The following is an 18,785-nucleotide window of genomic DNA, read 5'->3' as shown; positions in this document are numbered from 1 at the left end:
TCGGAACGACCCGGGACTGAGAGCGCTCCCAGCAGGTTCCGCACACGACGAGGTGGAGGCGGCACGTGAAACTGAAGCACGCTCTTTCGGCAGTGGTACTGGCCCTGGCGGGGCTCGTGGTCCCGGCACCGGCCGCCCACGCGGACACGCTCATCTGCGACCAGTACGGGACGACCACGATCGGCGGCCGGTACGTGGTCATGAACAACCGCTGGGGCAGCAGCGCGACGCAGTGCATCAGCGTCACCGGCAGCGGGTTCCGCATCCAGACCCAGCAGGGTTCGACCAGCGGCGGCGCGCCCCTGTCCTACCCGGCCGTCTACGCCGGGTGCCACTACGGGAACTGCTCCCCCGCCACGAACCTGCCCCGGCAGCTGAGCCGGATCGGCAGCGTGTCGTCGTCGATCTCCTACACCTACGCCGGCGGCACCTTCGACGCCTCCTACGACATCTGGATGGACCCGACCGCCAAGACCACCGGGGTCAACCAGATGGAGCTGATGATCTGGTTCAACCGGACCGGCGGGGTGCAGCCGGTCGGCGGCCGGGTCGGCACCACGACCCTCGGCGGGCGGAGCTGGGAAGTCTGGCAGGGCAACAACGGCGGCAACGACGTCGTCTCCTACGTCGCCCAGTCGACGATCTCGAGCTGGTCGTTCAGCGTCCTGGACTTCGTCAACGACGTCGACGCCCGCACCCGCGTGGACCGCTCGTGGTACTTGACCAGCATCCAGGCCGGCTTCGAGCCGTGGAGCGGCGGCGTCGGCCTCGCGGTCAACTCGTTCTCGGCCACCGTCAGCTGACCGTCCCGGAAAGGCCTGCCATGAAACCGACCTCGCGATCTCTATCTCGCGCGGCGCTCGCTTCGACGCTGCTGGCGGCGTCGATCGGGGCTTCGCTGCTGCTCGCCACCACCTCCGCCGGCGCGGCCACCACGCTCGGCGCGTCGGCCGCCCAGACGGGCCGCTACTTCGGCACCGCCGTCTCGGCCGGGAAGCTCGGGGATACGACGTATGTCGGCATCCTCAACCGTGAATTCAGCATGGTCACCCCCGAAAACGAGATGAAGTGGGACGCCACCGAACCGAACCAGGGGCAGTTCAGCTTCACCAACGGGGACCGGATCCTCAACCAGGCGGTGAGCAACGGCAAGCGGGTGCGCGGGCACGCGCTGCTGTGGCACCAGCAGCAGCCGGGCTGGGCGCAGGGGCTCAGCGGCTCCGCCCTGCGTCAGGCCGCACTCAACCACGTCACCCAGGTCGCCACCCACTACCAGGGCAAGATCTACGCCTGGGACGTCGTCAACGAAGCGTTCGCGGACGGCGGCAGCGGCGGCCGGCGGGACTCCAACCTCCAGCGCACCGGCAACGACTGGATCGAGGCCGCCTTCCGCGCCGCGCGGGCCGCCGACCCCGGCGCGAAACTCTGCTACAACGACTACAACACCGACGGCGTCAACGCGAAGAGCACGGGCATCTACAACATGGTGCGCGACTTCAAGTCCCGCGGTGTCCCGATCGACTGCGTCGGCTTCCAGTCCCACCTGAGCAACTCGGCGCCGAGCGACTACCAGGCCAACCTCCAGCGGTTCGCCGACCTCGGCGTCGAGGTCCAGATCACCGAGCTGGACATCTCCGGCTCCAACCAGGCGAACGTCTACGGCACGGTCACCCGCGCCTGCCTGGCCGTCGCCCGCTGCGCCGGCCTCACGGTCTGGGGCATCCGCGACAGCGATTCGTGGCGCACCGGCGAAAACCCGCTCCTGTTCGACGGCAACGGGAACAAGAAGGCGGCTTACACGAGCGTCCTCGACGCCCTGAACGCCGGCGGCACGACCACGACGCCGACCACCCCGACGACGCCCACCACACCCACGACCCCGACCACGCCGTCGAACTCGGGCTGCACCAGCTCGGTCTCCCTCGACTCGTGGAACGGCGGTTTCGTGGCCACCGTGCGGGTCACGGCCGGCTCCACCGCCCTTTCCGGCTGGTCGGTGACGACGAACCTGCCGTCCGGCGCCACGGTGACCAGCGGCTGGAACGCCGGCCAGAGCGGCACCACCGGCAGCGTCAAGTGGACGAACGTCGGCTACAACGGCAACGTCGCCGCCGGGCAGTCGACGCAGTTCGGCTTCCAGGGCACCGGCAGCGCCGACGGCATCACCTCGTCCTGCACGGCCGGCTGATCCCCGCCGGCCCGGTCTCAGAGAGGAGTTCCTGGCCTCGCACCATGAATTCGCGACGCGCGATGCCGTGGTGCGAGGCATCCGGTTGCGCAACATTCTCCGCAAACTCCCCGCGCCGCCGGAAAGCCCTGCCCGGCGGCATCGTCCGGAGACACGTGGTCCGCCCGTGGGTGCACCGGTCGAAACTCGACCGAAACTCTTTGCCCGGCAACGAAGTTCCGTGTTCTCCTGCTCGCAGCAAGTGAACATCATCGGATCGTCCAGGTCACCGGCGACTTGGTTCCCGGCTCCCGCCGGGACTCGTCCTCGGGTGGCTACTCCTGGGCGTGCGCCCGGAAGGAGACCACGGATGGCAAGAAGTTCGTCGAGCCCGAGCGGCAAGCGGTGGTGGCGGTCACCGGCCGGCCGCGTGGTGGCGGCAGCGGCCACCGTTGCCGCGACCGCCGCCGTCCTCGTGACCGCCCCCGGCGCCGATGCCGCGGCCAGCACGCTGGGCGCCGCGGCCGCGCAGTCCGGCCGGTACTTCGGCACCGCGATCGCCGCCGGCAAGCTGAGCAACTCCGCCTACACCACGATCGCCGCGCGTGAGTTCAACATGGTCACGCCGGAAAACGAGATGAAGCCCGACGCGACCGAACCGAACCAGAACCAGTTCAACTTCTCTTCGGGCGACCAGATCTACAACTGGGCGGTCAGCCACGGCGCCAAGGTCCGCGGCCACACACTGGCCTGGCACGCCCAGCAGCCCGGCTGGATGCAGAACATGGGCGGCAGCTCGCTGCGCAACGCGATGATCAACCACATCCAGAAGGTGATGGCGCACTACCAAGGCAAGCTCGCGTACTGGGACGTCGTCAACGAAGCCTTCAACGAAGACGGCAGCCGCCGGTCGTCGAACCTGCAGAGCACCGGCAACGACTGGATCGAGGTCGCGTTCAAGACCGCGCGCGCCGCCGACTCGTCGACCAAGCTCTGCTACAACGACTACAACATCGACAACTGGAACTACGGCAAGACCCAGGGCGTGTACAACATGGTGCGGGACTTCAAGTCCCGCGGCGTCCCGATCGACTGCGTCGGCCTGCAGGCCCACTTCACCGGCGGCAGCTCGGTCCCGAGCAGCCTCCAGACGACGATCTCCAGCTTCGCGGCGCTCGGCGTCGACGTGGCGCTGACGGAGGTCGACGTCACGAACGCGTCCACCTCGCAGTACTCGGCGCTGACCCAGGCGTGCATGAACGTCGCGCGCTGCGTCGGCATCACGGTGTGGGGCGTGCGGGACAGCGATTCCTGGCGCTCCGGCGAGAGTCCGCTCCTGTTCGACGGCAACGGCAACAAGAAGTCCGCCTACAACTCGGTGCTGAACGTCCTCAACTCCGGCGGGGGCACGACCACCACACCGACGACGACCCCGACGGGCACCACCACGCCGACCACCCCGACCACGACACCGGGCGGCGGCAGTTGCACGGCCTCGCTTTCGGCGGGACAGTCCTGGAGTGACCGGTACAACCTCAACGTCTCGGTCAGCGGCGCCAGCTCCTGGACGGTCACGATGACCGTGCCGAGTCCCGCGAGGATCAGCGCCACCTGGAACATCAACGCCACCTGGCCCAGCAGCCAGGTCCTCGTCGCGACCCCCAACGGCAACGGCAACAACTGGGGCGTCACGATCCAGCACAACGGGAACTGGAACTGGCCCAGCGTCAGCTGCAGCACCTCCTGAAGCAGGACAACGCAAGCCGGCCCGCCCGCGAACCGGCAGCTTCGCGGGCGGGCCGGTGGTGTCCTTGACTCTCAAGCCACTCGAGACCGCATAGTGGTCGGCATGGAAGAGCTCTACCCCATCGGGGACGTCGCCCGCCGCACCGGCCTGAGCGTGAGCGCGATCAGGTTCTACGCCGACGAAGGCATCGTCGCGCCCACGGCCCTCACCGCGGGCGGCTTCCGGCAGTACGACGTGCAGGCCATCTCGCGGCTCGAGCTCGTGCACACCCTGCGCGAACTGGGCGCGGGCCTCGACGACATCCGTCGTGTGCTGGCCGAAGAGACCGCCCTGCCCGACCTGGCCCGCACGCACCTGCGGCTGGTCGAGGACCAGCTGCGGCAGTTCCGGGCCCGCCGCGCCGTGCTGCGGACCATCGTGCGGCAGCGGAGCACGGCGGACCAGGTGAACCTGCTGCACAAGCTCGTCTCCCTGTCCGACGACGAGCGGGACCGGCTCGTCGCCGCGTTCTGGGAGTTCGTGACCGAGGGGCTCGACGTCCACCCCGAGTACGTCGAACGGCTGCGCGGCCGGCGGCCGAACCTGCCCGAGGACCCGTCCACCGAGCAGCTCGAAGCGTGGATCGAGCTGGCCGACCTCGTGCAGGACGACGACTTCCGGACGTCGGTGCGCGAGTTCTACCACCGCACCTTCGCCACCGAGCGGGGCAAGCTGATGACCACGCCGGACATGCTGGCCCGCACCGAGAAGCACCGGAAGCTCCTCCTCGAAGCGCGGGCGGCCCAGCAAGCGGGGGTGGCCGCGGACTCCCCGCAGGCCCGGGACCTCGCCGAACGCGCGGCCGCCGGCTCGGCCGACCTCGTCGCCGCCATGACCGGGCAGCACGACCCCGAAAAGGCCCGGCGCAGCATGGCCGAGCCCGATCGCGACGGCAAAGCCGCGCACTGGCTCGCCAAGTCGGCCGGCCTGCAGCTGCTGATCCGGTTCGAGGCCCTGGTCGCGAAGATCAACGGCACGCCCGTGCCGGACGCGGATCCGGAAAAGGCGGCGGCACTCCGCGCGTGGATCGCCGCCGCGCTGAAGTGAAAACAGGCCGGAACATCACATGTTCCGGTGACCAAAAGCCACTTCTCCCGCGGCAATCCGTCGAATCCGGCGAAGGCGCCCGCACTTGCGCGACATTCATCATATGACTGATAGGGTCGGGGGCAGTTCACTGCCCGAGGAGCACCATGGCGAGGTCCCTGACCGACGAAGCGATCGACCGGATCCGGGAGTTCGTCCGGTCCGGGCGGTTCCCCGCGGGTTCCCGGCTGCCGCCCGAGCACGAGCTGGCCACCGAGCTGGGGATTTCCCGCAGTCCCACGCGGGAAGCCGTGAAGGCGCTGGAGCTGGCCCGGGTGCTCGAAGTCCGCCGCGGCGACGGCACCTACGTCACGAGCCTCGCGCCCGGCCTGCTGCTGGAAGGCCTGGGCAACGCGGTCTCGCTGATGCGGGACGGCTCCGTGCTCGAACTGACCGAGGTGCGGCGGCTCCTGGAGCCGGCCGCCACCGGGCTCGCCGCGACCCGGATCACCGATGACGGGCTGCGCACCGTGGCCGAACTGCTCGACGCGATGCAGGAAGCGGTCGAGGACGTCGAACGCCTGACGGTGCTCGACGCCGCCTTCCACCGCGAGGTCGTCGCCGCGGCGGGCAACGAAACCCTCACCGCGCTGCTGGACGGCATCTCCTCGCGCACGCTGCGGGCGAGGATCTGGCGCGGCACCGTCGACCGGGGCGTCACCCACCTGACCCTGGCCCAGCACAAGGCCATCTACGACGCCCTGGCCGGCCGCGACCCCGCCGTGGCCACCGCGGCCGCGCTGATGCACGTGGACACCTCCGAGCGCTGGCTGCGCGACCACCTGGCCGACCTGCGGACCCTCGGCGAGCAGTAGCGGCTCAGCTCTGCCGCTTGCCGCTGGTGATCCGGGACATCACCAGCGCGACCAGGATGATCGTGCCGTTGAGCGCCCCGATCCACTGCGCGGGCACCCCGGCCAGGGTGAGCACGTTCTGGATCATGTACAGCAGCAGGATCCCGGTGAACGCCCCGAACAGCGTGCCGCGGCCGCCGTTCAGGCTGACCCCGCCGATCACCGCAGCGGCGAAGACGGTGAAGATGTAGCCGTTTCCCTGGGCCGCGGCCACGGAAGCCAGCCGGCCCGACAGCAGCAGCCCGCCGAGCGCGGCCAGCACGCTCGCTCCGATGAGGACGATCCACACGATCCGGTCGGTCCGGATGCCCGCCGCCTTCGCCGCGTCTTCGTTGCCGCCGATCGCGTAGAGGCTGCGGCCGAAGCGGGTGTGGCCGAGCAGGACGATGCCCGCGGCGAACAGCAGCACGCAGACCCAGATGGACGCCGGGATCCCGGCCCACAGCGTGGTGCCGAGGTAGAGCATCGAATCGGGCATGCCGAAGAACGTCTGGCCGCCGGAGATCCCGGTCAGCAGGCCGCGCAGCACGATCAGCATGCCGAGGGTGACCACGAACCCGCTCAGCCCGAACCGGACGATCAGCAGGGCGTTGAGCGCGCCCACCAGCACCCCGACCGCGAGCACCAGCGGCACCGCCGTCCACGCGGGCAGGAGGCCGAGCGAGTGGCCGCCCTCGATCGTCAGCCAGGCCGCGACCCCCGGGGCCAGGCCGAACGTGGACTCCAGTGACAGGTCCATCTTGCCGACGACCAGGACCAGCGTCTGGGCCAGCACCAGCAGGGCGATCTCCGACATGGTCTGCAGGATGTTGATCACGTTGTCGTACTGGAGGAACACGGGGTTCACCAGCTGGCCGACCACGGCGATCGCGACGATCCCCGGTACCAGCGCGAAGTCGCGCACGCGGGCGAGGGCGATCCGCCGCGGCGGCCGGGCGGCAGCGGGCTCGGTCCGTGCCTCGGCACGCACGGCGGCAGGGCTATCCGGCATCGAGGTCGACTCCTTCCATGGCGGCCACGACCTCGCGGTCCGGCCAGCCGGCGGGGATTTCGGCGGCGAGCCGTCCGTGCACCAGCACGAGCACGCGGTCGCAGAGGCGCAGGTCGTCCAGCTCGTCCGAGGCGATCAGCACCGCGGTGCCCCCGGCGGCGGCCTCGGCCACCTTGCCGAGGAGGAACTCCTTCGACCGCACGTCCACGCCCGCGGTCGGGGTGATCAGCACGAGCACGCGGGGATCTCCGGCCAGCGCCCGGGCCATGACGACCTTCTGCTGGTTGCCGCCGGACAGGGCCGACACCGCGAGCTCCGGGCCGGGCGTCTTCACCTCCAGCCGGTCGATCATCGTCCCGGCCAGCCGGTCCCGGAGGCCGGACCGGACGAAGATGCCCGGGCCGAGCCGGTCCATCACGGACAGGGTGGTGTTGTCCGCGACCGACATGTCGGGCACGAGCCCCTGCCGGTGGCGGTCTTCCGGGACGAAGCCGATCCCGGCGGCGAGTGCCGCCGGGACGTCGCCGGGACGAGGACGGTGGCCGCCGACGAGGATGGTGCCCGACCCGGCCGCCCGCAGCCCGGTCAGCGTTTCGGCGACCTCGGTCTTGCCGCTGCCGCCGGCCCCGGCCAGGCCGACGATCTCCCCCGGCGCGACGTCGAAGGAGACGTCCTCGTACGTGGGGGCGAGACTCAGGCCGAGCACCTGGAGGACGGGAGCGACGCCGAGCCGGGCCGAGGACGGGCGTTCGTCGGCCACGAGGGCGTTCTCCCCGGTCATCGCCGCGACGAGGTCGGGCTTCGGCAGCTCGGCGACCGGCGCGGTCAGGACGTGCCGGGCGTCGCGGAAGACCGTGACCGTGTCGCAGATCTCGTAGACCTCCTGCAGGTGGTGGCTGATGAACAGGAACGTCACGCCTTGCCGTTGCAGGTCGGCGATGTGGCCGAACAGGCGGGTGATCGCGCCGCCGTCCAGCTGCGCGGTCGGCTCGTCGAGGATGACGAACCGCGCGCCGAAGGACAGCGCCCGCGCGATCTCGACGAACTGCCGCTGCTCGACCCCGAGCTCCCCCGCGGGCCGGCGGACGTCGACGTCCACCGACCAGCGTTCGAGCAGCGCGGCGGCGGCCCGGCGCACCGCAGACCAGCGGACGAAGCCGCGCACGGTCTCCTGCCGGTTCAGGAACAGGTTCTCCGCCACCGACAGGTCCGGGATGATCGTCGAGCGCTGGTACACGCAGGCGACCAGCGACCGCCAGGCGTCCCGATCGGACAGTCCCGGGGCGGGTTCGCCGTTCAGCAGGAGCGATCCGGAATCCGGCCCGGTCAGGCCGGTGAGCACGGAGACGAGCGTCGACTTCCCGGCGCCGTTGCGGCCGACGAGCGCGTGCGTCTGTCCCGGCAGGACGGTGAGGTCGGCGTGGTCCAGCGCGACGGTGGCGCCGTAGCGCTTGACCACCTGCCGCGCTTCGACGACCGGCACGGTGCTCATCTCCACCTCCTTTCCGAAGCCGGTCAGCTCTTGCTGTTGCCCCACAAGGACTGGTCGTCGACCTTGACGCTCGCGACCGGGCCGAAGGTGGCACCGTCCGCGGTGACCAGCGGCGCGGCCAGCTGGTCCTCCATCAGGCCGTCGCGGACCGCCACGATCGTGCTGTCGTGGTCGGTCTTGCCCGGCGCCGGTGTCTTGCCCGCGATGGCGTCCTTGAGGTACTGCAACGCGTACTTGGCGAACAGGTCCGCGGGCTGCGAGACGGTCGCGTCCATCTCGCCGGCGCGGATCTTCTCGAGCTCCTCGGGGATCCCGTCGTTGGACACGATGAACACGTGCTTCGGGTCGGCCGCCGGCACGAGCAGGCCCCGTTGCTTCAGCAGCTGCAGGGTCCCCGAAAGGGCGAAGCTGGACTGCATGTAGACGCCCTTGATGTCCGGGTTCGCGGTCAGCCGGGTCTGGAGCTTCTGGGCCGCGGTATTGGCGTCCCAGTTGGTCGCCTCACCGAACACCGTGATGCCGGGGAAGTTCTGCTTCATGCAGTCGTTGAAGGCTTCGGTGCGGTCCCGCCCGTTGATCGACGCGAGGTCGCCCTGCAGCATCACGACCTTCCCCTTGCCGCCGAGCTTCGTGCCGAGGAACCGGCACGCCTTTTCGCCGTAGGCACGGTTGTCGGCCCGCACGACCATGTAGACGTTGCCCTGGTCGGGGCGGGTGTCGACGGACACGACCGGGATCTTCTTCGTGGCCAGCTGCTGCAGCGTCGGGATGATCGCCGCGGTGTCCTGCGGTGCCATGACGACGCCCTTGACGCCCTGGCTGATCATCGTCTGCACGTTGGCGGTCAGGGTGGCGACGTCGTTCTGCGAGTTCGTGGTCTTGAGCTCGAAGCCGTCCTGGCCGGCGAACTGGGGCACGTACTTGATGTAGGCGTTCCAGAAGTCGGTGTCCGAGCGGGGGTAGTCGACGCCGACGACGGTTCCGCCGGACGCGGCGGTGCCCCCGCCGCTGCAGCCGGCGAGCACGCCGGCCGCGACGACCGCGGCCGAGCACAGGTAGCGGATCTTCATGACCTCTCCTCGTTGACAGGCTGCCGAAGGACTCGCGGGCCGGTGGTCACGCGACCACCGGCGCTTCCGCGCGCCAGGCCGGACCGTCGGGATACCGGAAGCGCGCGATGGATTCGGGGTGCAGGCGGGCGCCGAGGCCCGGCCGGTCCGGGGCCAGGTACCTCCCCCGCTCGACCCGGGCCGGGTCGACGAAGTGCTCGTGCAGGTGGTCCACGTACTCGATGACCCGGTCCCGGCGGGTTCCGCTCACCGCGACGAAGTCGAACATCGCCAGGTGCTGCACCATCTCGCAGAGCCCGACCCCGCCCGCGTGCGGGCACACCGGGACGCCGAACTTCGCGGCCAGCAACAGGATCGCGATGTTCTCGGTGACGCCGGCGACCCGGCTCGCGTCGAGCTGGAGGATGTCGATCGCCTCCGCCTGCAGCAGCTGCTTGAACATCACCGCGTTGTGCGTGTGCTCCCCGGTGGCCACCTTGATCGGCGCCACCGCCCGGCGGATCGCGGCGTGGCCGAGCACGTCGTCGGGCGAGGTCGGCTCCTCGATCCAGTACGGGTCGAACTCCGCCAGCGGCCGCAGCCAGGCGATGGCCTGCCCGACACCCCACACCTGGTTGGCGTCGATGGCGATCCGCACGTCCGGGCCGACGACCTCGCGCGCCAGCCGCAGCCGCCGGATGTCGTCGTCGAGGTCGGCCCCGACCTTGAGCTTGATCTGGGTGAAGCCTTCGTCGACCGCCGCCGACGCGAGCGTCGCCAGCTTCTCCGGCGAATAGCCGAGCCAGCCGGGAGTGGTGGTGTAGGCGGGATAGCCCGACGCGAGCAGCTCGGCCTGGCGGCCCGCCCGGCCCGGTTCGGCGGCCCGCAGGATGCTCAGGGCTTCGTCGCGGGTAAGCGCTTCCTCGAGGTACCGGAAGTCGATCAGGTCGACCAGGTCCGCCGGCGGCAGTTCGGCGAGCAGCCGCCAGACCGGCTTGCCTTCGCGGCGCGCCCGCAGGTCCCACACGGCGTTGACGATCGCCGCCGCGGCCATGTGGATCGCCCCCTTGTCCGGGCCCAGCCACCGGAGCTGGCTGTCCCCGGTCAGCCGGCGCGAGAAGCCCCCGAGATCGGCGAGTGCGTCGTCCACCGGCATGCCGGCGACCAGCGGCACCAGCGCCCGGACGGCGGCGACCTGGACGTCGTTCCCGCGTCCGACGGTGAACGCGAGGCCGTACCCCTCCTCCCCCGCGCTCGTGCGGATGGTGACGTACGCGGCGGAGTAGTCGGGTTCCGGGTTCATCGCGTCGGACCCGTCCAGGTTCAGCGACGTCGGGAAACGCACGTCCACGGCTTCGATCGCGCTGATCACCTCGGGCAAGGCCGTCACCTCTCACGCGAACACCAGGGCCAGACAACATACGTATAGGTACGCCTCGCCCGGCCGATTGTCCAGAAGTCCGGCGATCACGCGAAGAAGCTGGTCGAGACATCATACGTCTGCTACCGTCGATGCCAGTTCCGCTCCGGTCCGCCGAGACGAACGCGGGGACATGATGACCGCTGAAACAGGCACCACCTCCCGAAGAACCGCACTGAAGTACCTGGGCATGGGCGGCGGGACGGTGGCCGCGAGCGCACTGCTCGCGGCGTGCACCGGCGTCCAGGAGGCGCAGAACGGCGGCAAGTCCGGGCCGTTCCCGAGCACACCGCAGTGGCGGTTCGTGTTCGTCAACCACGTCACCACCAACTCCTTCTTCGTCCCGACCCGGACCGGGCTCGCCGACGCCGCGGCGTTGCTCGGGGTGCCCGAGCCGCAGTGGACCGGCTCGGAGAACGGCAACGTCGCCCAGATGGCCAGTGCGATGGAAACCGCGATCACCGGCAAGGCCGACGGGATCGCCGTCGCGCTGACCGACGACAACGCGTTCGTCGACCTCACCAAGCGCGCGCTGGCCGCGGGCATCCCGGTGATCGCGTACAACGCCAGTGCCGCGGGCAACTACCCGCTCACCTACGTCGGACAGGACCTGTACTTGTCCGGGTTCCGGATGGGGCAGCGCATCGCGCAGAAGGTCACCTTCGGCGACATCCTGGTCGGGATCTCCCAGCCGGGCGGCAACAACGTCCAGCCGCGGCTCGACGGCATCACCGACGCGCTCAAGCAGGCCGCGCCCGGCGTGCGCGTCCAGTCGGTGAACACCGGGGCCGAGCAGGCCGGCGAGCTCAACGCGATGACCGCCGCGTACACCGGGAACGCCGCGGCGAAAGGGATCTACGCGGTCGACGCCGGCAGCACCGCCGCGTGCGCGAAGCTGATCGCCGACCGCAAGCTGTCCGGCAAGCTCGGCAGCGGCGGGTTCGACCTGCTCGACGACACGGTCACCGGGGTCAAGGACGGCGCGCTCGACTTCACCATCGACCAGTCCCCCTACCTGCAGGGCTTCCTGTCGGTGCTCTACCTGTACCTGTTCCGGCTGTCCGGGACGCTGGTCGCGCCACCGGTCACCGACACCGGTCTCACGTTCGTCACCAAGGAGAACGTCGGCCCGTACGCCACGGCCCGCAGCCGGTTCGAAGGCGGCGACAACAAGGACGTCCTCGCGATGCCGGGCTCGATCCCCCTGCCGCCCGCGTCGGTGCCGAGCCGGTAGGCGCGCCGATGTCGTCGAAGCCGGTGCTGCTCGGCGTGCTGCAGGTCAAGGAGCTGAGCATCCTGCTGGTCACGATCGCCGCGGGGATCTACTTCACGGTGACGAGCGGAGCGTTCAACTCCCCGGACAACTACCAGACGATCGCCCAGTACGTGGCACCGTGGTCGATCATCGCGGCGGGGCAGGTGATGCTGCTGATCTGCGGGGAGATCGACCTGTCGGCCGGTTTCGTGTTCACCCTCGCCCCGTTCACGATGATGCAGTTCTTCGTCAACGGGTGGCCGCTGTGGCTCGCGCTGCTCGGCGCGATCGCGGTGAGCACGCTGGTCGGTCTCGCGAACGGGATGATCCGGACCGTGCTGGGGATCCCGTCGTTCATCACCACACTCGGCATGGCTTTCCTGTTGCAGGGCCTGGTCCTGATCATCTCGAACGCCCGCCCGGTCGCCGCACCCAAGGGCAGCGGGGTGCTCGAGGTGTTCGGCGGGGCGCGGTGGACGGAGTTCCTGTGGGCGGTGGGCGTGGTCGTCGTCATGCAGGTGGTGCTCTCGGCGACCCGGTTCGGCATCCACACCCAGGCCACCGGCGGGAACCCGGTCGGCGCCGCGGAGTCCGGCATCCCGGTCAACCGGGTGAAGGTGGTCAACTTCGCGATCACCAGCACCGTGGCCGGCCTCGCCGGCATCCTGCAGGGCACCCGGGTCGGCTCCTACGACCCGACCAACGGCGGGTTCACCACGATGTTCTTCGCCGTGGCGGCGGCCGTGATCGGCGGCACGGCGCTGCTCGGCGGGTCCGGCACGGTGGCCGGGGCGTTCCTCGGCGCGCTGCTGCTGGGGATCGTGTTCGACGGGTTCAACCTGACCGGGGTCAGCGCGAACGCGTTCAACGTGGTGCTCGGCGCCGCCATCCTGGGCGCGATGGTGCTGAACGTGACGCTGATCGTGGTGCGCAAGCGCGCCGGATCCCGGGAGCGGACATGACCGGCGAGATCATCCGGGTCGAGGGCATCAGCAAGAAGTTCGGTTCCGTCACCGCGCTCGCCGACATCGGCCTGCACGTCCGGCGGGGCGAGATCCTCGGGCTCATCGGGGACAACGGCGCCGGCAAGTCGACGCTGATCAAGATCCTCACCGGCTACCACCAGCCGGACGGCGGGAGCATCGCGTTCGAGGGCGAGCCGACGACGCTGAAGTCCGTGGTGCACGCCCGGTCACTGGGCATCGAGACGGTGTTCCAGGACCTGGCGATGATCAACGACCTGCCCGTGTACCTGAACCTGCACCTGAACCGCGAGCTGACCCACCGCCCGCTGCCGTTCCTGCGGCGCCGCGAGATGAAGCGCCGCGCCCGCGAGGCCCTGGACTCGATCGGGATCGGCATCCCCTCGGTGACCGCCGAAGTGGGCATGCTCTCCGGCGGCCAGCGGCAGGCGATCGCGGTCGCCCGGTCGGTGTATTCGAAGGCGAAGCTCCTGCTGCTCGACGAGCCCCTCGCCGCGATGGGCGCCAAGGAGAGCACGGTGATCCTGCGCCTGCTGCAGGAATTGAAGAACCGCGGCGACATCGCGATCATCCTCATCGCGCACAACTACGGTCAGGTGATCGACGTCTGCGACCGGGTGAACCTGCTGCAGCACGGAGAAATCACCTTCGACCGGCCGGTCGGGGAAACGTCGGTGGCCGAGCTCCTCGAGCTGGTGCACGCGGAATACCGCCTCGAAGGCGGGCACCGGCCGCCTTCCGGAATTCCCCCTGCCCGCCCTTGATCCTCCACAGTGGACATCCTCGGCTCAGTGCGCCGTAGCCGCGTTGAACACCGGTTTCGGAACCGACACCTGGTTGAGCCCCCAGCGGGACATGATCCCGACGTACGTGCCGTTCTCGAACAGCTCCTCGAAGACCTGCTGCAGCACCGGGCCCAGCTTCGAGGACTTGGGGACGTACAACGCCAGGTCGTCCTTGGTCGCCCCCTGCGCTTCGGTCTGGGTGACGTACTTGGTGCCGCCCTGCTTCTGCGTCACGTCGATCGCCGCGGCCTCGGTCATCCCCGCCGCGTCCGCACGCCCCGAGCGGGTGGCCAGCAGCGTGCCGTTCGTGTCGTCCAGGCCGACGGTCTGCGTGGCCGCGCGTTTGTTCTGCGTGCAGAACCGGGACAGCTTGTTCAGCTGCTCCTCCACGACACTGGCGGCCACCACCGCGATGCGCTTCCCGCAGAGGTCTTCGACCCGCGTGATCCCCGCCGTCGAATCGGTGGGGAACACGTAGGCCGTGCGGGTGGTCATCCAGGTGATCGTGTCGAACTGCTTCTCGCGTTCGGCGGTGGCCTTGACCGGGCCGTTGAACGCGTCGTACCGGTTGCTCAGCATGCCCTGCAGCGCGGCCGGCAGCCCGGTGACGACGCTGGTCTGCGTCTTGACCCCGAGCACCTGGCCGATCGCGGCCTGGAAGTCGGCGTCGATCCCGGTGATCGTGCCGTCCTGCGCGACCGTGCGATAAGGCGGGTGGGAGTCACCGGCGAACCGGATCACCCCGGAGTCCTTGATCGCCTGCGGCAGCGCGTCGTGCAACGACTGCACCACCGCGAGGTTCGTCGCGGTCGCCAGGCCCGGGGAACTGCTTCCCACCGTGCACCCGGTGGCGGCCAGCCCGAAAGCGGCGGTCATGAAGATCATGCTTCGGCATCGACGACGAAGGGGGGATCGCATAGTGCTTTTTCTTCCTTGGCCGAGGTCAGTCCCGCGAAGAATAGGTTCCTAAGACGGCGGCGATCGTTGCACAAACTGTCGCCTTGTTCAACCCACTTTGTTTCGGTCTTCTTCGGACGTACCGGCACGCCTTGATGTCATATCTTGACCGCGAGCACAAATGGTGGCTATCTGTCCGCCGATCGCACTTCGAAGTGCGTCCGGGATCAGCCGGCCGGGACCGCCGCGGTGCCGGGAACCGGCTTGCCGAGCATGGCGCACACCGCGGCGTTCACCAGCTCCCGGTTGGCCGCGCCGGCCTTCGGGACGGCCAAGCCGAAGATCGTGGTGGTGAGGACGGAAGCGGTGCGCTTGCCCGTGTCGTCGGTGTAAGCCTCGCCGGAGTACCCGGCGACCTGGCCGTTGTGCCCCCAGACGGTGCCGCAGGGCGTGGTCACCTGCTCGAGACCGAGCCCGTAGCGGCGGTCCGGGAACTCCGGCTCCTCGGCGCGGGTGGTCTGCATTTCCTTGAGCAGGGCGGGCGGCAGCAGCTCGCCGGACACGAGCGCGCGGTCGAACCGGGCCCAGTCCGGCGCGCTCGACACCATGCCGCCGGCGGCCCACTGCGTGCTGGCGTTCACGAACGTGGTGTCGACGTACCCGGCGGGCCGGGCCGGGCCGGCGAACGCGGTCCCGGCAGGCGTGCCCGCGGGAAGCAGCGGGGCGATGTGGGCGGCGTCGGGTTCGTAGCCGTGCGCGAGTGTCGACGTGTCTCCTTCGACCAGATACGTCTTCGTCAGGTGCAGCGGCGCGACGATCCGCTCCCGGACCAGGTCGCCCAGGGTCCGCCCGGTCGCCTTCTCGGCGACGAGCCCGAGCGCGACGTAGTTGGTGTTGCTGTAGGCGTAGTCCGTCCCGGGCGCGAACAGCGGGTCGTGCCGGACGGCGGCGGCGAGCAGCTCCCGGGGTGTCCAGACCCGGGTGTCCTGGCCGGTGAACGCCCGCAGCACGGCGGGATCGTTGCGGTAGTTGAACAAGCCGCTCGTGTGGCCGAGCAGCATCCGCACGGTGATCGCGTCCCCGTTCGGCACGAGGCCGGGCAGCCACTTCCCGACCGGGTCGGTCAGCCGCAGCCGCTGCTCGGCGACCAGCTGGAGGGCGACGGTGGCGACCATCGTCTTGGTGTTGGAGCCCATCCGGAACGCGTCGCTCGCGCTCAGGACGTGGTCGGCCGTCGTCCACGGCGCCTGCCGGGCGAGCTCGACCACCCGGCCGCTGCCGTCGTCGACCCGGACGATCACCCCGGGTGCTCCGGCGTCGACGTCCCGCTGGGCGAGCTCGGCCAGGCCGACGCCGGCGGGGCCGGGCGTCTCGTCGCAGGCGGTGAGCACACCGCTCAGGGCGACGGCCACCAGCAGGGCCAGTCCCGCCCGGCGGCGGTGGCGGGGGAACAACGGGTTCGCGGTCATGGGCAGGGCCTCCTGGCTCGTCGGTCGCCGGTCGTCCGGCCGGCAACATCAGCTTCTCCGGACGACGGACCGGGAACACTGGTGCCGGCTCCCACGGAAGGTGGAGCCAGCCCTACCGCGCGAACCCCCCTTCTCCGGTCATCATCGACATCCGATCCGTCGACGCCGGGAGGGAACCGTGCCGACCGCACTGCGTTCGCGGCTGACCCTGCTGGGCTGGTCCGCGCTGCTCCTGACGGGCTCGGTCGCGGGTGCCGCACTGGCCACGCTCTGGATCACGGCGGTGCCGCTCGTCGCGCTGGGCGCCGGAATCCCGCTGACGCTGCTTTCCACCGCGCTGGTCCGGTGGCTGGCCGGCCTGCACCGGCAGTGGGCCGGGCGGCGGCTCGGCGACCCGGTGGACCGGCCCTACCTCCCGGCACCGGACGCCGGCTGGGCGGCACGGCTGTGGACGGTCCTGCGCGACCCGGCGAGCTGGCGGGACTGGGCGTGGCTGGGCGTCAACGCGGTCACCGGCTGGCTCACCTCCGGGCTGTCCCTGCTGTTGTTCGCCGGTGGCTTCTTCTACCTGCTCTATCCCGTGGTCTACCTGCTGACGCCGCCCGAGGTGTTCCGCACCCCGCTGGGCGGGGCCTTCCGGCTGCACAGCGTCGCCCAGACGTTCGTGCTGCTCCCGCTCGGCCTGGTCAGCTTCGGGCTCTGGTACGCCACCGCCACCCCGCTGGCGGACCTCAACGCCCGGGTGATCCGCCTGCTGTTGGGCCCGGCCGAGCAGGTCCGGCTGCGGGCCCGGGTCCGGCAGCTGGCGGCCTCGCGGGCCGAGACCGTCGACACCCAGGCCGGCGAGCTGCGCCGGATCGAACGCGACCTGCACGACGGCGCCCAGGCCCGGTTGGTGTCGCTGGGCATGAGCCTGGGCCTGGCCGAACAGGTGCTGGCCGAGGACCCGCGGGCCGCCCGGCGGCTGCTGGCCGAGGCCCGCGACGCGACCTCCACCGCCCTGGCCGAACTGCGCGACCTGGTCCGCGGCATCCACCCGCCGGTGCTGGCGGACCGCGGCCTGGACGGCGCCCTGCAGGCCTTGGCCCTGGTCAACCCGATCGCGACCACGGTGACGACCCGCCTGCCGGGCCGGCTGGCGGCCCCGGTGGAGTCCGCGGCCTACTTCGCCGTTTCCGAAGCCCTGTCGAACGCCATCAAGCACGCTCAGGCCCGGCACATCCGGATCACCGTGGAGTTCGCGCCCCACCCCGGAAGCGGCCTGACGATGCGGGTGGCCGACGACGGCCGCGGCGGTGCCTCGCTCGAGGGCGGCACCGGCCTGCGCGGCATCGCCCGCCGGCTGGCGGCCTTCGACGGCACGCTGGCCGTCGACAGCCCGCCGGGCGGCCCGACCGAGATCAGGATGACACTGCCGTGCGCGTCGTCGTAGCCGAAGACCTCGTCCTGCTCCGCGAAGGCCTGGTCAGGATCCTGGAGACGACCGGCTTCGAGGTGGTGGCAGCCGTCGACAATGGACCGTCGCTGGTCCGGGCGCTCACGACGCACCGCCCCGACGTCGCCATCGTCGACGTCCGGCTGCCCCCGGCCTACGCCGACGAAGGCCTGCGTGCCGCGATCGCCGTCCGCAAGCAGATCCCCGGGCTGCCCGTCGTGGTGCTCTCGCAGTACGTCGAGCAGCTCTACGCCCGGGAACTCGTGGAGGACCGCGCGGGAGCCGTGGGGTACCTCCTCAAGGACCGGGTGCTGGACGTCGGCCGGTTCGTCGCCGACGTCCGGCAGGTCGCCGCGGGCAGCACGGTGCTGGATCCGGACGTCGTCCGCGCCCTGCTCACCCACCGCGCGACCGATCCGGTGCTGCGGAAGCTGAGCCCGCGCGAGCACGAGGTCCTGGCGTTGATGGCCGAGGGCCGCTCCAACGCCGCGATCGCCGCCCGGATGTTCGTCACGGAGAAGACGGTGAGCAAGCACATCGCGACCGTCTTCACCAAGCTCGGACTCGGGCTGTCGGAGCACCACCACCGGCGGATCCTCGCGGTCCTCGCCTACCTGGAGCGGCCCGTCGAAGCCTGACGCACACGCTGGTTGGCCTCGCCGGCGGCGGCGGTGATGCGGGCCAGGAACCCGGTGACCACCCGCAGCTCGTCCGGGTCCGCGGTCCGCAGGGTGGCCGCGATCTCGGCACCCGCGAAGGCGAGGAACTCGCGGGCGCGTTCGCGCGCGGCCGGGGACGGCCGCAGCGTGACCCGGCGGCGGTCGGCGCTCTCGCGGCTGCGGTGGACGTGGCCGGCGGCCTCGAGCCGGTTCAGCAGCACGGTCGTCGCCCCGGTGGTCAGGCCGATCCGCCGCGCCAGCTGCACCGGCGAGAGCGGCGCGTCCGTCTCGGCGGCCCAGGTGATCTGGCCGAGGGCGTTGGCGTCCGAGCCGGGCAGGTCCAGCCAGGTGGCGAGGTGCTGGTTCAGCTCGGTGAAGCCGACCGCCCAGTCCCGCAGCGCGTGCATCACCGCCACCTGGGCCGGCGCCCATTCGGCGGTCAGCGGGTCCGTCATGC

The 18,785-nt window shown here is 70.5% G+C and carries 17 protein-coding genes; 10 read left to right on the top strand and 7 right to left on the bottom strand.

The features are described 5' to 3' along the window. Positions 1–65 precede the first annotated feature (65 nt). The 5 genes from QSK39_RS32375 (at position 66) to QSK39_RS32355 (ending at position 5,854) form a co-directional block, all read left to right on the top strand. Complete coding sequence (locus QSK39_RS32375; protein WP_285481644.1) at positions 66–803, top strand: GH12 family glycosyl hydrolase domain-containing protein; 738 nt, start codon at positions 66–68, stop codon at positions 801–803. A gap of 20 nt (positions 804–823) precedes the next feature. Further along, positions 824–2,188: a glycoside hydrolase family 10 protein gene (locus QSK39_RS32370; protein WP_285481643.1), complete on the top strand. Its 1,365-nt coding sequence runs from the start codon at positions 824–826 to the stop codon at positions 2,186–2,188. Positions 2,189–2,537: 349 nt separating this feature from the next. Next, entirely contained in the window at positions 2,538–3,914 is a 1,377-nt protein-coding gene (locus QSK39_RS32365; RefSeq protein ID WP_285481642.1) for a glycoside hydrolase family 10 protein, read from the top strand. A gap of 102 nt (positions 3,915–4,016) precedes the next feature. After that, entirely contained in the window at positions 4,017–5,000 is a 984-nt protein-coding gene (locus QSK39_RS32360; protein ID WP_285481641.1) for a MerR family transcriptional regulator, read from the top strand. A gap of 146 nt (positions 5,001–5,146) precedes the next feature. Next, positions 5,147–5,854, top strand: coding sequence for a FadR/GntR family transcriptional regulator (locus tag QSK39_RS32355; protein WP_285481640.1), 708 nt, complete (start codon positions 5,147–5,149; stop codon positions 5,852–5,854). A 4-nt stretch (positions 5,855–5,858) separates the two neighbouring features. Here QSK39_RS32355 and QSK39_RS32350 read toward each other — a convergent pair whose 3' ends face one another. Genes QSK39_RS32350 through QSK39_RS32335 form a run of 4 tightly spaced genes read right to left on the bottom strand, consistent with a single transcriptional unit; the run spans position 5,859 to position 10,815 of the window. Beyond that, on the bottom strand, positions 5,859–6,884 hold the full coding sequence (locus tag QSK39_RS32350) for an ABC transporter permease (RefSeq protein ID WP_285481639.1): 1,026 nt from the start codon (positions 6,882–6,884) through the stop codon (positions 5,859–5,861). After that, entirely contained in the window at positions 6,874–8,376 is a 1,503-nt protein-coding gene (locus QSK39_RS32345; protein ID WP_285481638.1) for a sugar ABC transporter ATP-binding protein, read from the bottom strand. Before QSK39_RS32345 ends, QSK39_RS32350 begins: the two co-directional genes overlap by 11 nt. 23 nt (positions 8,377–8,399) lie before the next feature. Beyond that, positions 8,400–9,446 (bottom strand): sugar ABC transporter substrate-binding protein, encoded by a 1,047-nt coding sequence (locus tag QSK39_RS32340; RefSeq protein ID WP_285481637.1) that lies wholly within the window; start codon positions 9,444–9,446, stop codon positions 8,400–8,402. A gap of 46 nt (positions 9,447–9,492) precedes the next feature. Continuing rightward, on the bottom strand, positions 9,493–10,815 hold the full coding sequence (locus QSK39_RS32335; protein ID WP_502873321.1) for an enolase C-terminal domain-like protein: 1,323 nt from the start codon (positions 10,813–10,815) through the stop codon (positions 9,493–9,495). Positions 10,816–10,981: 166 nt separating this feature from the next. On the opposite strand from QSK39_RS32335, the gene QSK39_RS32330 reads away from it, so the two are divergent. From QSK39_RS32330 to QSK39_RS32320, 3 genes are read left to right on the top strand one after another with little or no spacing between them, the layout of a single operon-like run. Continuing rightward, on the top strand, positions 10,982–12,079 hold the full coding sequence (locus tag QSK39_RS32330; RefSeq protein ID WP_285481635.1) for a sugar ABC transporter substrate-binding protein: 1,098 nt from the start codon (positions 10,982–10,984) through the stop codon (positions 12,077–12,079). Between the two features lie 8 nt (positions 12,080–12,087). Continuing rightward, positions 12,088–13,062 carry an ABC transporter permease gene (locus tag QSK39_RS32325; RefSeq protein WP_285481634.1) on the top strand — a complete coding sequence of 325 codons (975 nt, stop codon included), beginning with the start codon at positions 12,088–12,090 and terminating at the stop codon, positions 13,060–13,062. Further along, entirely contained in the window at positions 13,059–13,847 is a 789-nt protein-coding gene (locus QSK39_RS32320) for an ATP-binding cassette domain-containing protein (protein ID WP_285481633.1), read from the top strand. The genes QSK39_RS32325 and QSK39_RS32320 overlap by 4 nt, the downstream gene beginning before the upstream one ends. Positions 13,848–13,871: 24 nt before the next feature. On the opposite strand, the gene QSK39_RS32315 is transcribed toward QSK39_RS32320, so the two are convergent. Both QSK39_RS32315 and QSK39_RS32310 read right to left on the bottom strand, forming a co-directional pair. Next, the gene (locus QSK39_RS32315) at positions 13,872–14,744 is read right to left on the bottom strand and encodes a transporter substrate-binding domain-containing protein (protein WP_285481632.1); all 873 of its coding nucleotides are present in this window, start codon (positions 14,742–14,744) and stop codon (positions 13,872–13,874) included. A gap of 248 nt (positions 14,745–14,992) precedes the next feature. After that, positions 14,993–16,234 (bottom strand): serine hydrolase domain-containing protein, encoded by a 1,242-nt coding sequence (locus tag QSK39_RS32310; RefSeq protein ID WP_285481631.1) that lies wholly within the window; start codon positions 16,232–16,234, stop codon positions 14,993–14,995. A 178-nt stretch (positions 16,235–16,412) separates the two neighbouring features. Between QSK39_RS32310 and QSK39_RS32305 the strand changes: the two genes are divergently transcribed. Together QSK39_RS32305 and QSK39_RS32300 are read left to right on the top strand one after the other, a co-directional pair. Next, entirely contained in the window at positions 16,413–17,666 is a 1,254-nt protein-coding gene (locus tag QSK39_RS32305) for a sensor histidine kinase (RefSeq protein WP_285481630.1), read from the top strand. Continuing rightward, positions 17,651–18,307: a response regulator transcription factor gene (locus QSK39_RS32300; protein ID WP_285481629.1), complete on the top strand. Its 657-nt coding sequence runs from the start codon at positions 17,651–17,653 to the stop codon at positions 18,305–18,307. Before QSK39_RS32305 ends, QSK39_RS32300 begins: the two co-directional genes overlap by 16 nt. Here the strand turns inward: QSK39_RS32300 and QSK39_RS32295 are convergent. Then, the gene (locus QSK39_RS32295) at positions 18,280–18,783 is read right to left on the bottom strand and encodes a MarR family winged helix-turn-helix transcriptional regulator (RefSeq protein ID WP_285481628.1); all 504 of its coding nucleotides are present in this window, start codon (positions 18,781–18,783) and stop codon (positions 18,280–18,282) included. The two genes, QSK39_RS32300 and QSK39_RS32295, sit on opposite strands and share 28 nt — an antisense overlap. Between the last annotated feature and the right edge of the window lie 2 nt (positions 18,784–18,785).

This window comes from Amycolatopsis sp. NBRC 101858 (assembly GCF_030269325.1).
GTDB classification, from domain to species: Bacteria; Actinomycetota; Actinomycetes; order Mycobacteriales; family Pseudonocardiaceae; genus Amycolatopsis; species Amycolatopsis ponsaeliensis.
The sequence above is the reverse complement of the archived record's forward strand: the minus strand, read 5'-3'. Positions and strand labels throughout refer to the sequence as shown.

Coding starts and splice junctions, on each gene's coding strand:
- QSK39_RS32350 (WP_285481639.1), bottom strand. CDS start 6,884: ATGCCGGATAGCCCTGCCGCCGTGCGTGCCGAGGCACGGACCGAGCCC.
- QSK39_RS32355 (WP_285481640.1), top strand. CDS start 5,147: ATGGCGAGGTCCCTGACCGACGAAGCGATCGACCGGATCCGGGAGTTC.
- QSK39_RS32295 (WP_285481628.1), bottom strand. CDS start 18,783: ATGACGGACCCGCTGACCGCCGAATGGGCGCCGGCCCAGGTGGCGGTG.
- QSK39_RS32310 (WP_285481631.1), bottom strand. CDS start 16,234: ATGACCGCGAACCCGTTGTTCCCCCGCCACCGCCGCCGGGCGGGACTG.
- QSK39_RS32325 (WP_285481634.1), top strand. CDS start 12,088: ATGTCGTCGAAGCCGGTGCTGCTCGGCGTGCTGCAGGTCAAGGAGCTG.
- QSK39_RS32345 (WP_285481638.1), bottom strand. CDS start 8,376: ATGAGCACCGTGCCGGTCGTCGAAGCGCGGCAGGTGGTCAAGCGCTAC.
- QSK39_RS32365 (WP_285481642.1), top strand. CDS start 2,538: ATGGCAAGAAGTTCGTCGAGCCCGAGCGGCAAGCGGTGGTGGCGGTCA.
- QSK39_RS32340 (WP_285481637.1), bottom strand. CDS start 9,446: ATGAAGATCCGCTACCTGTGCTCGGCCGCGGTCGTCGCGGCCGGCGTG.
- QSK39_RS32320 (WP_285481633.1), top strand. CDS start 13,059: ATGACCGGCGAGATCATCCGGGTCGAGGGCATCAGCAAGAAGTTCGGT.
- QSK39_RS32370 (WP_285481643.1), top strand. CDS start 824: ATGAAACCGACCTCGCGATCTCTATCTCGCGCGGCGCTCGCTTCGACG.
- QSK39_RS32330 (WP_285481635.1), top strand. CDS start 10,982: ATGACCGCTGAAACAGGCACCACCTCCCGAAGAACCGCACTGAAGTAC.
- QSK39_RS32315 (WP_285481632.1), bottom strand. CDS start 14,744: ATGACCGCCGCTTTCGGGCTGGCCGCCACCGGGTGCACGGTGGGAAGC.
- QSK39_RS32360 (WP_285481641.1), top strand. CDS start 4,017: ATGGAAGAGCTCTACCCCATCGGGGACGTCGCCCGCCGCACCGGCCTG.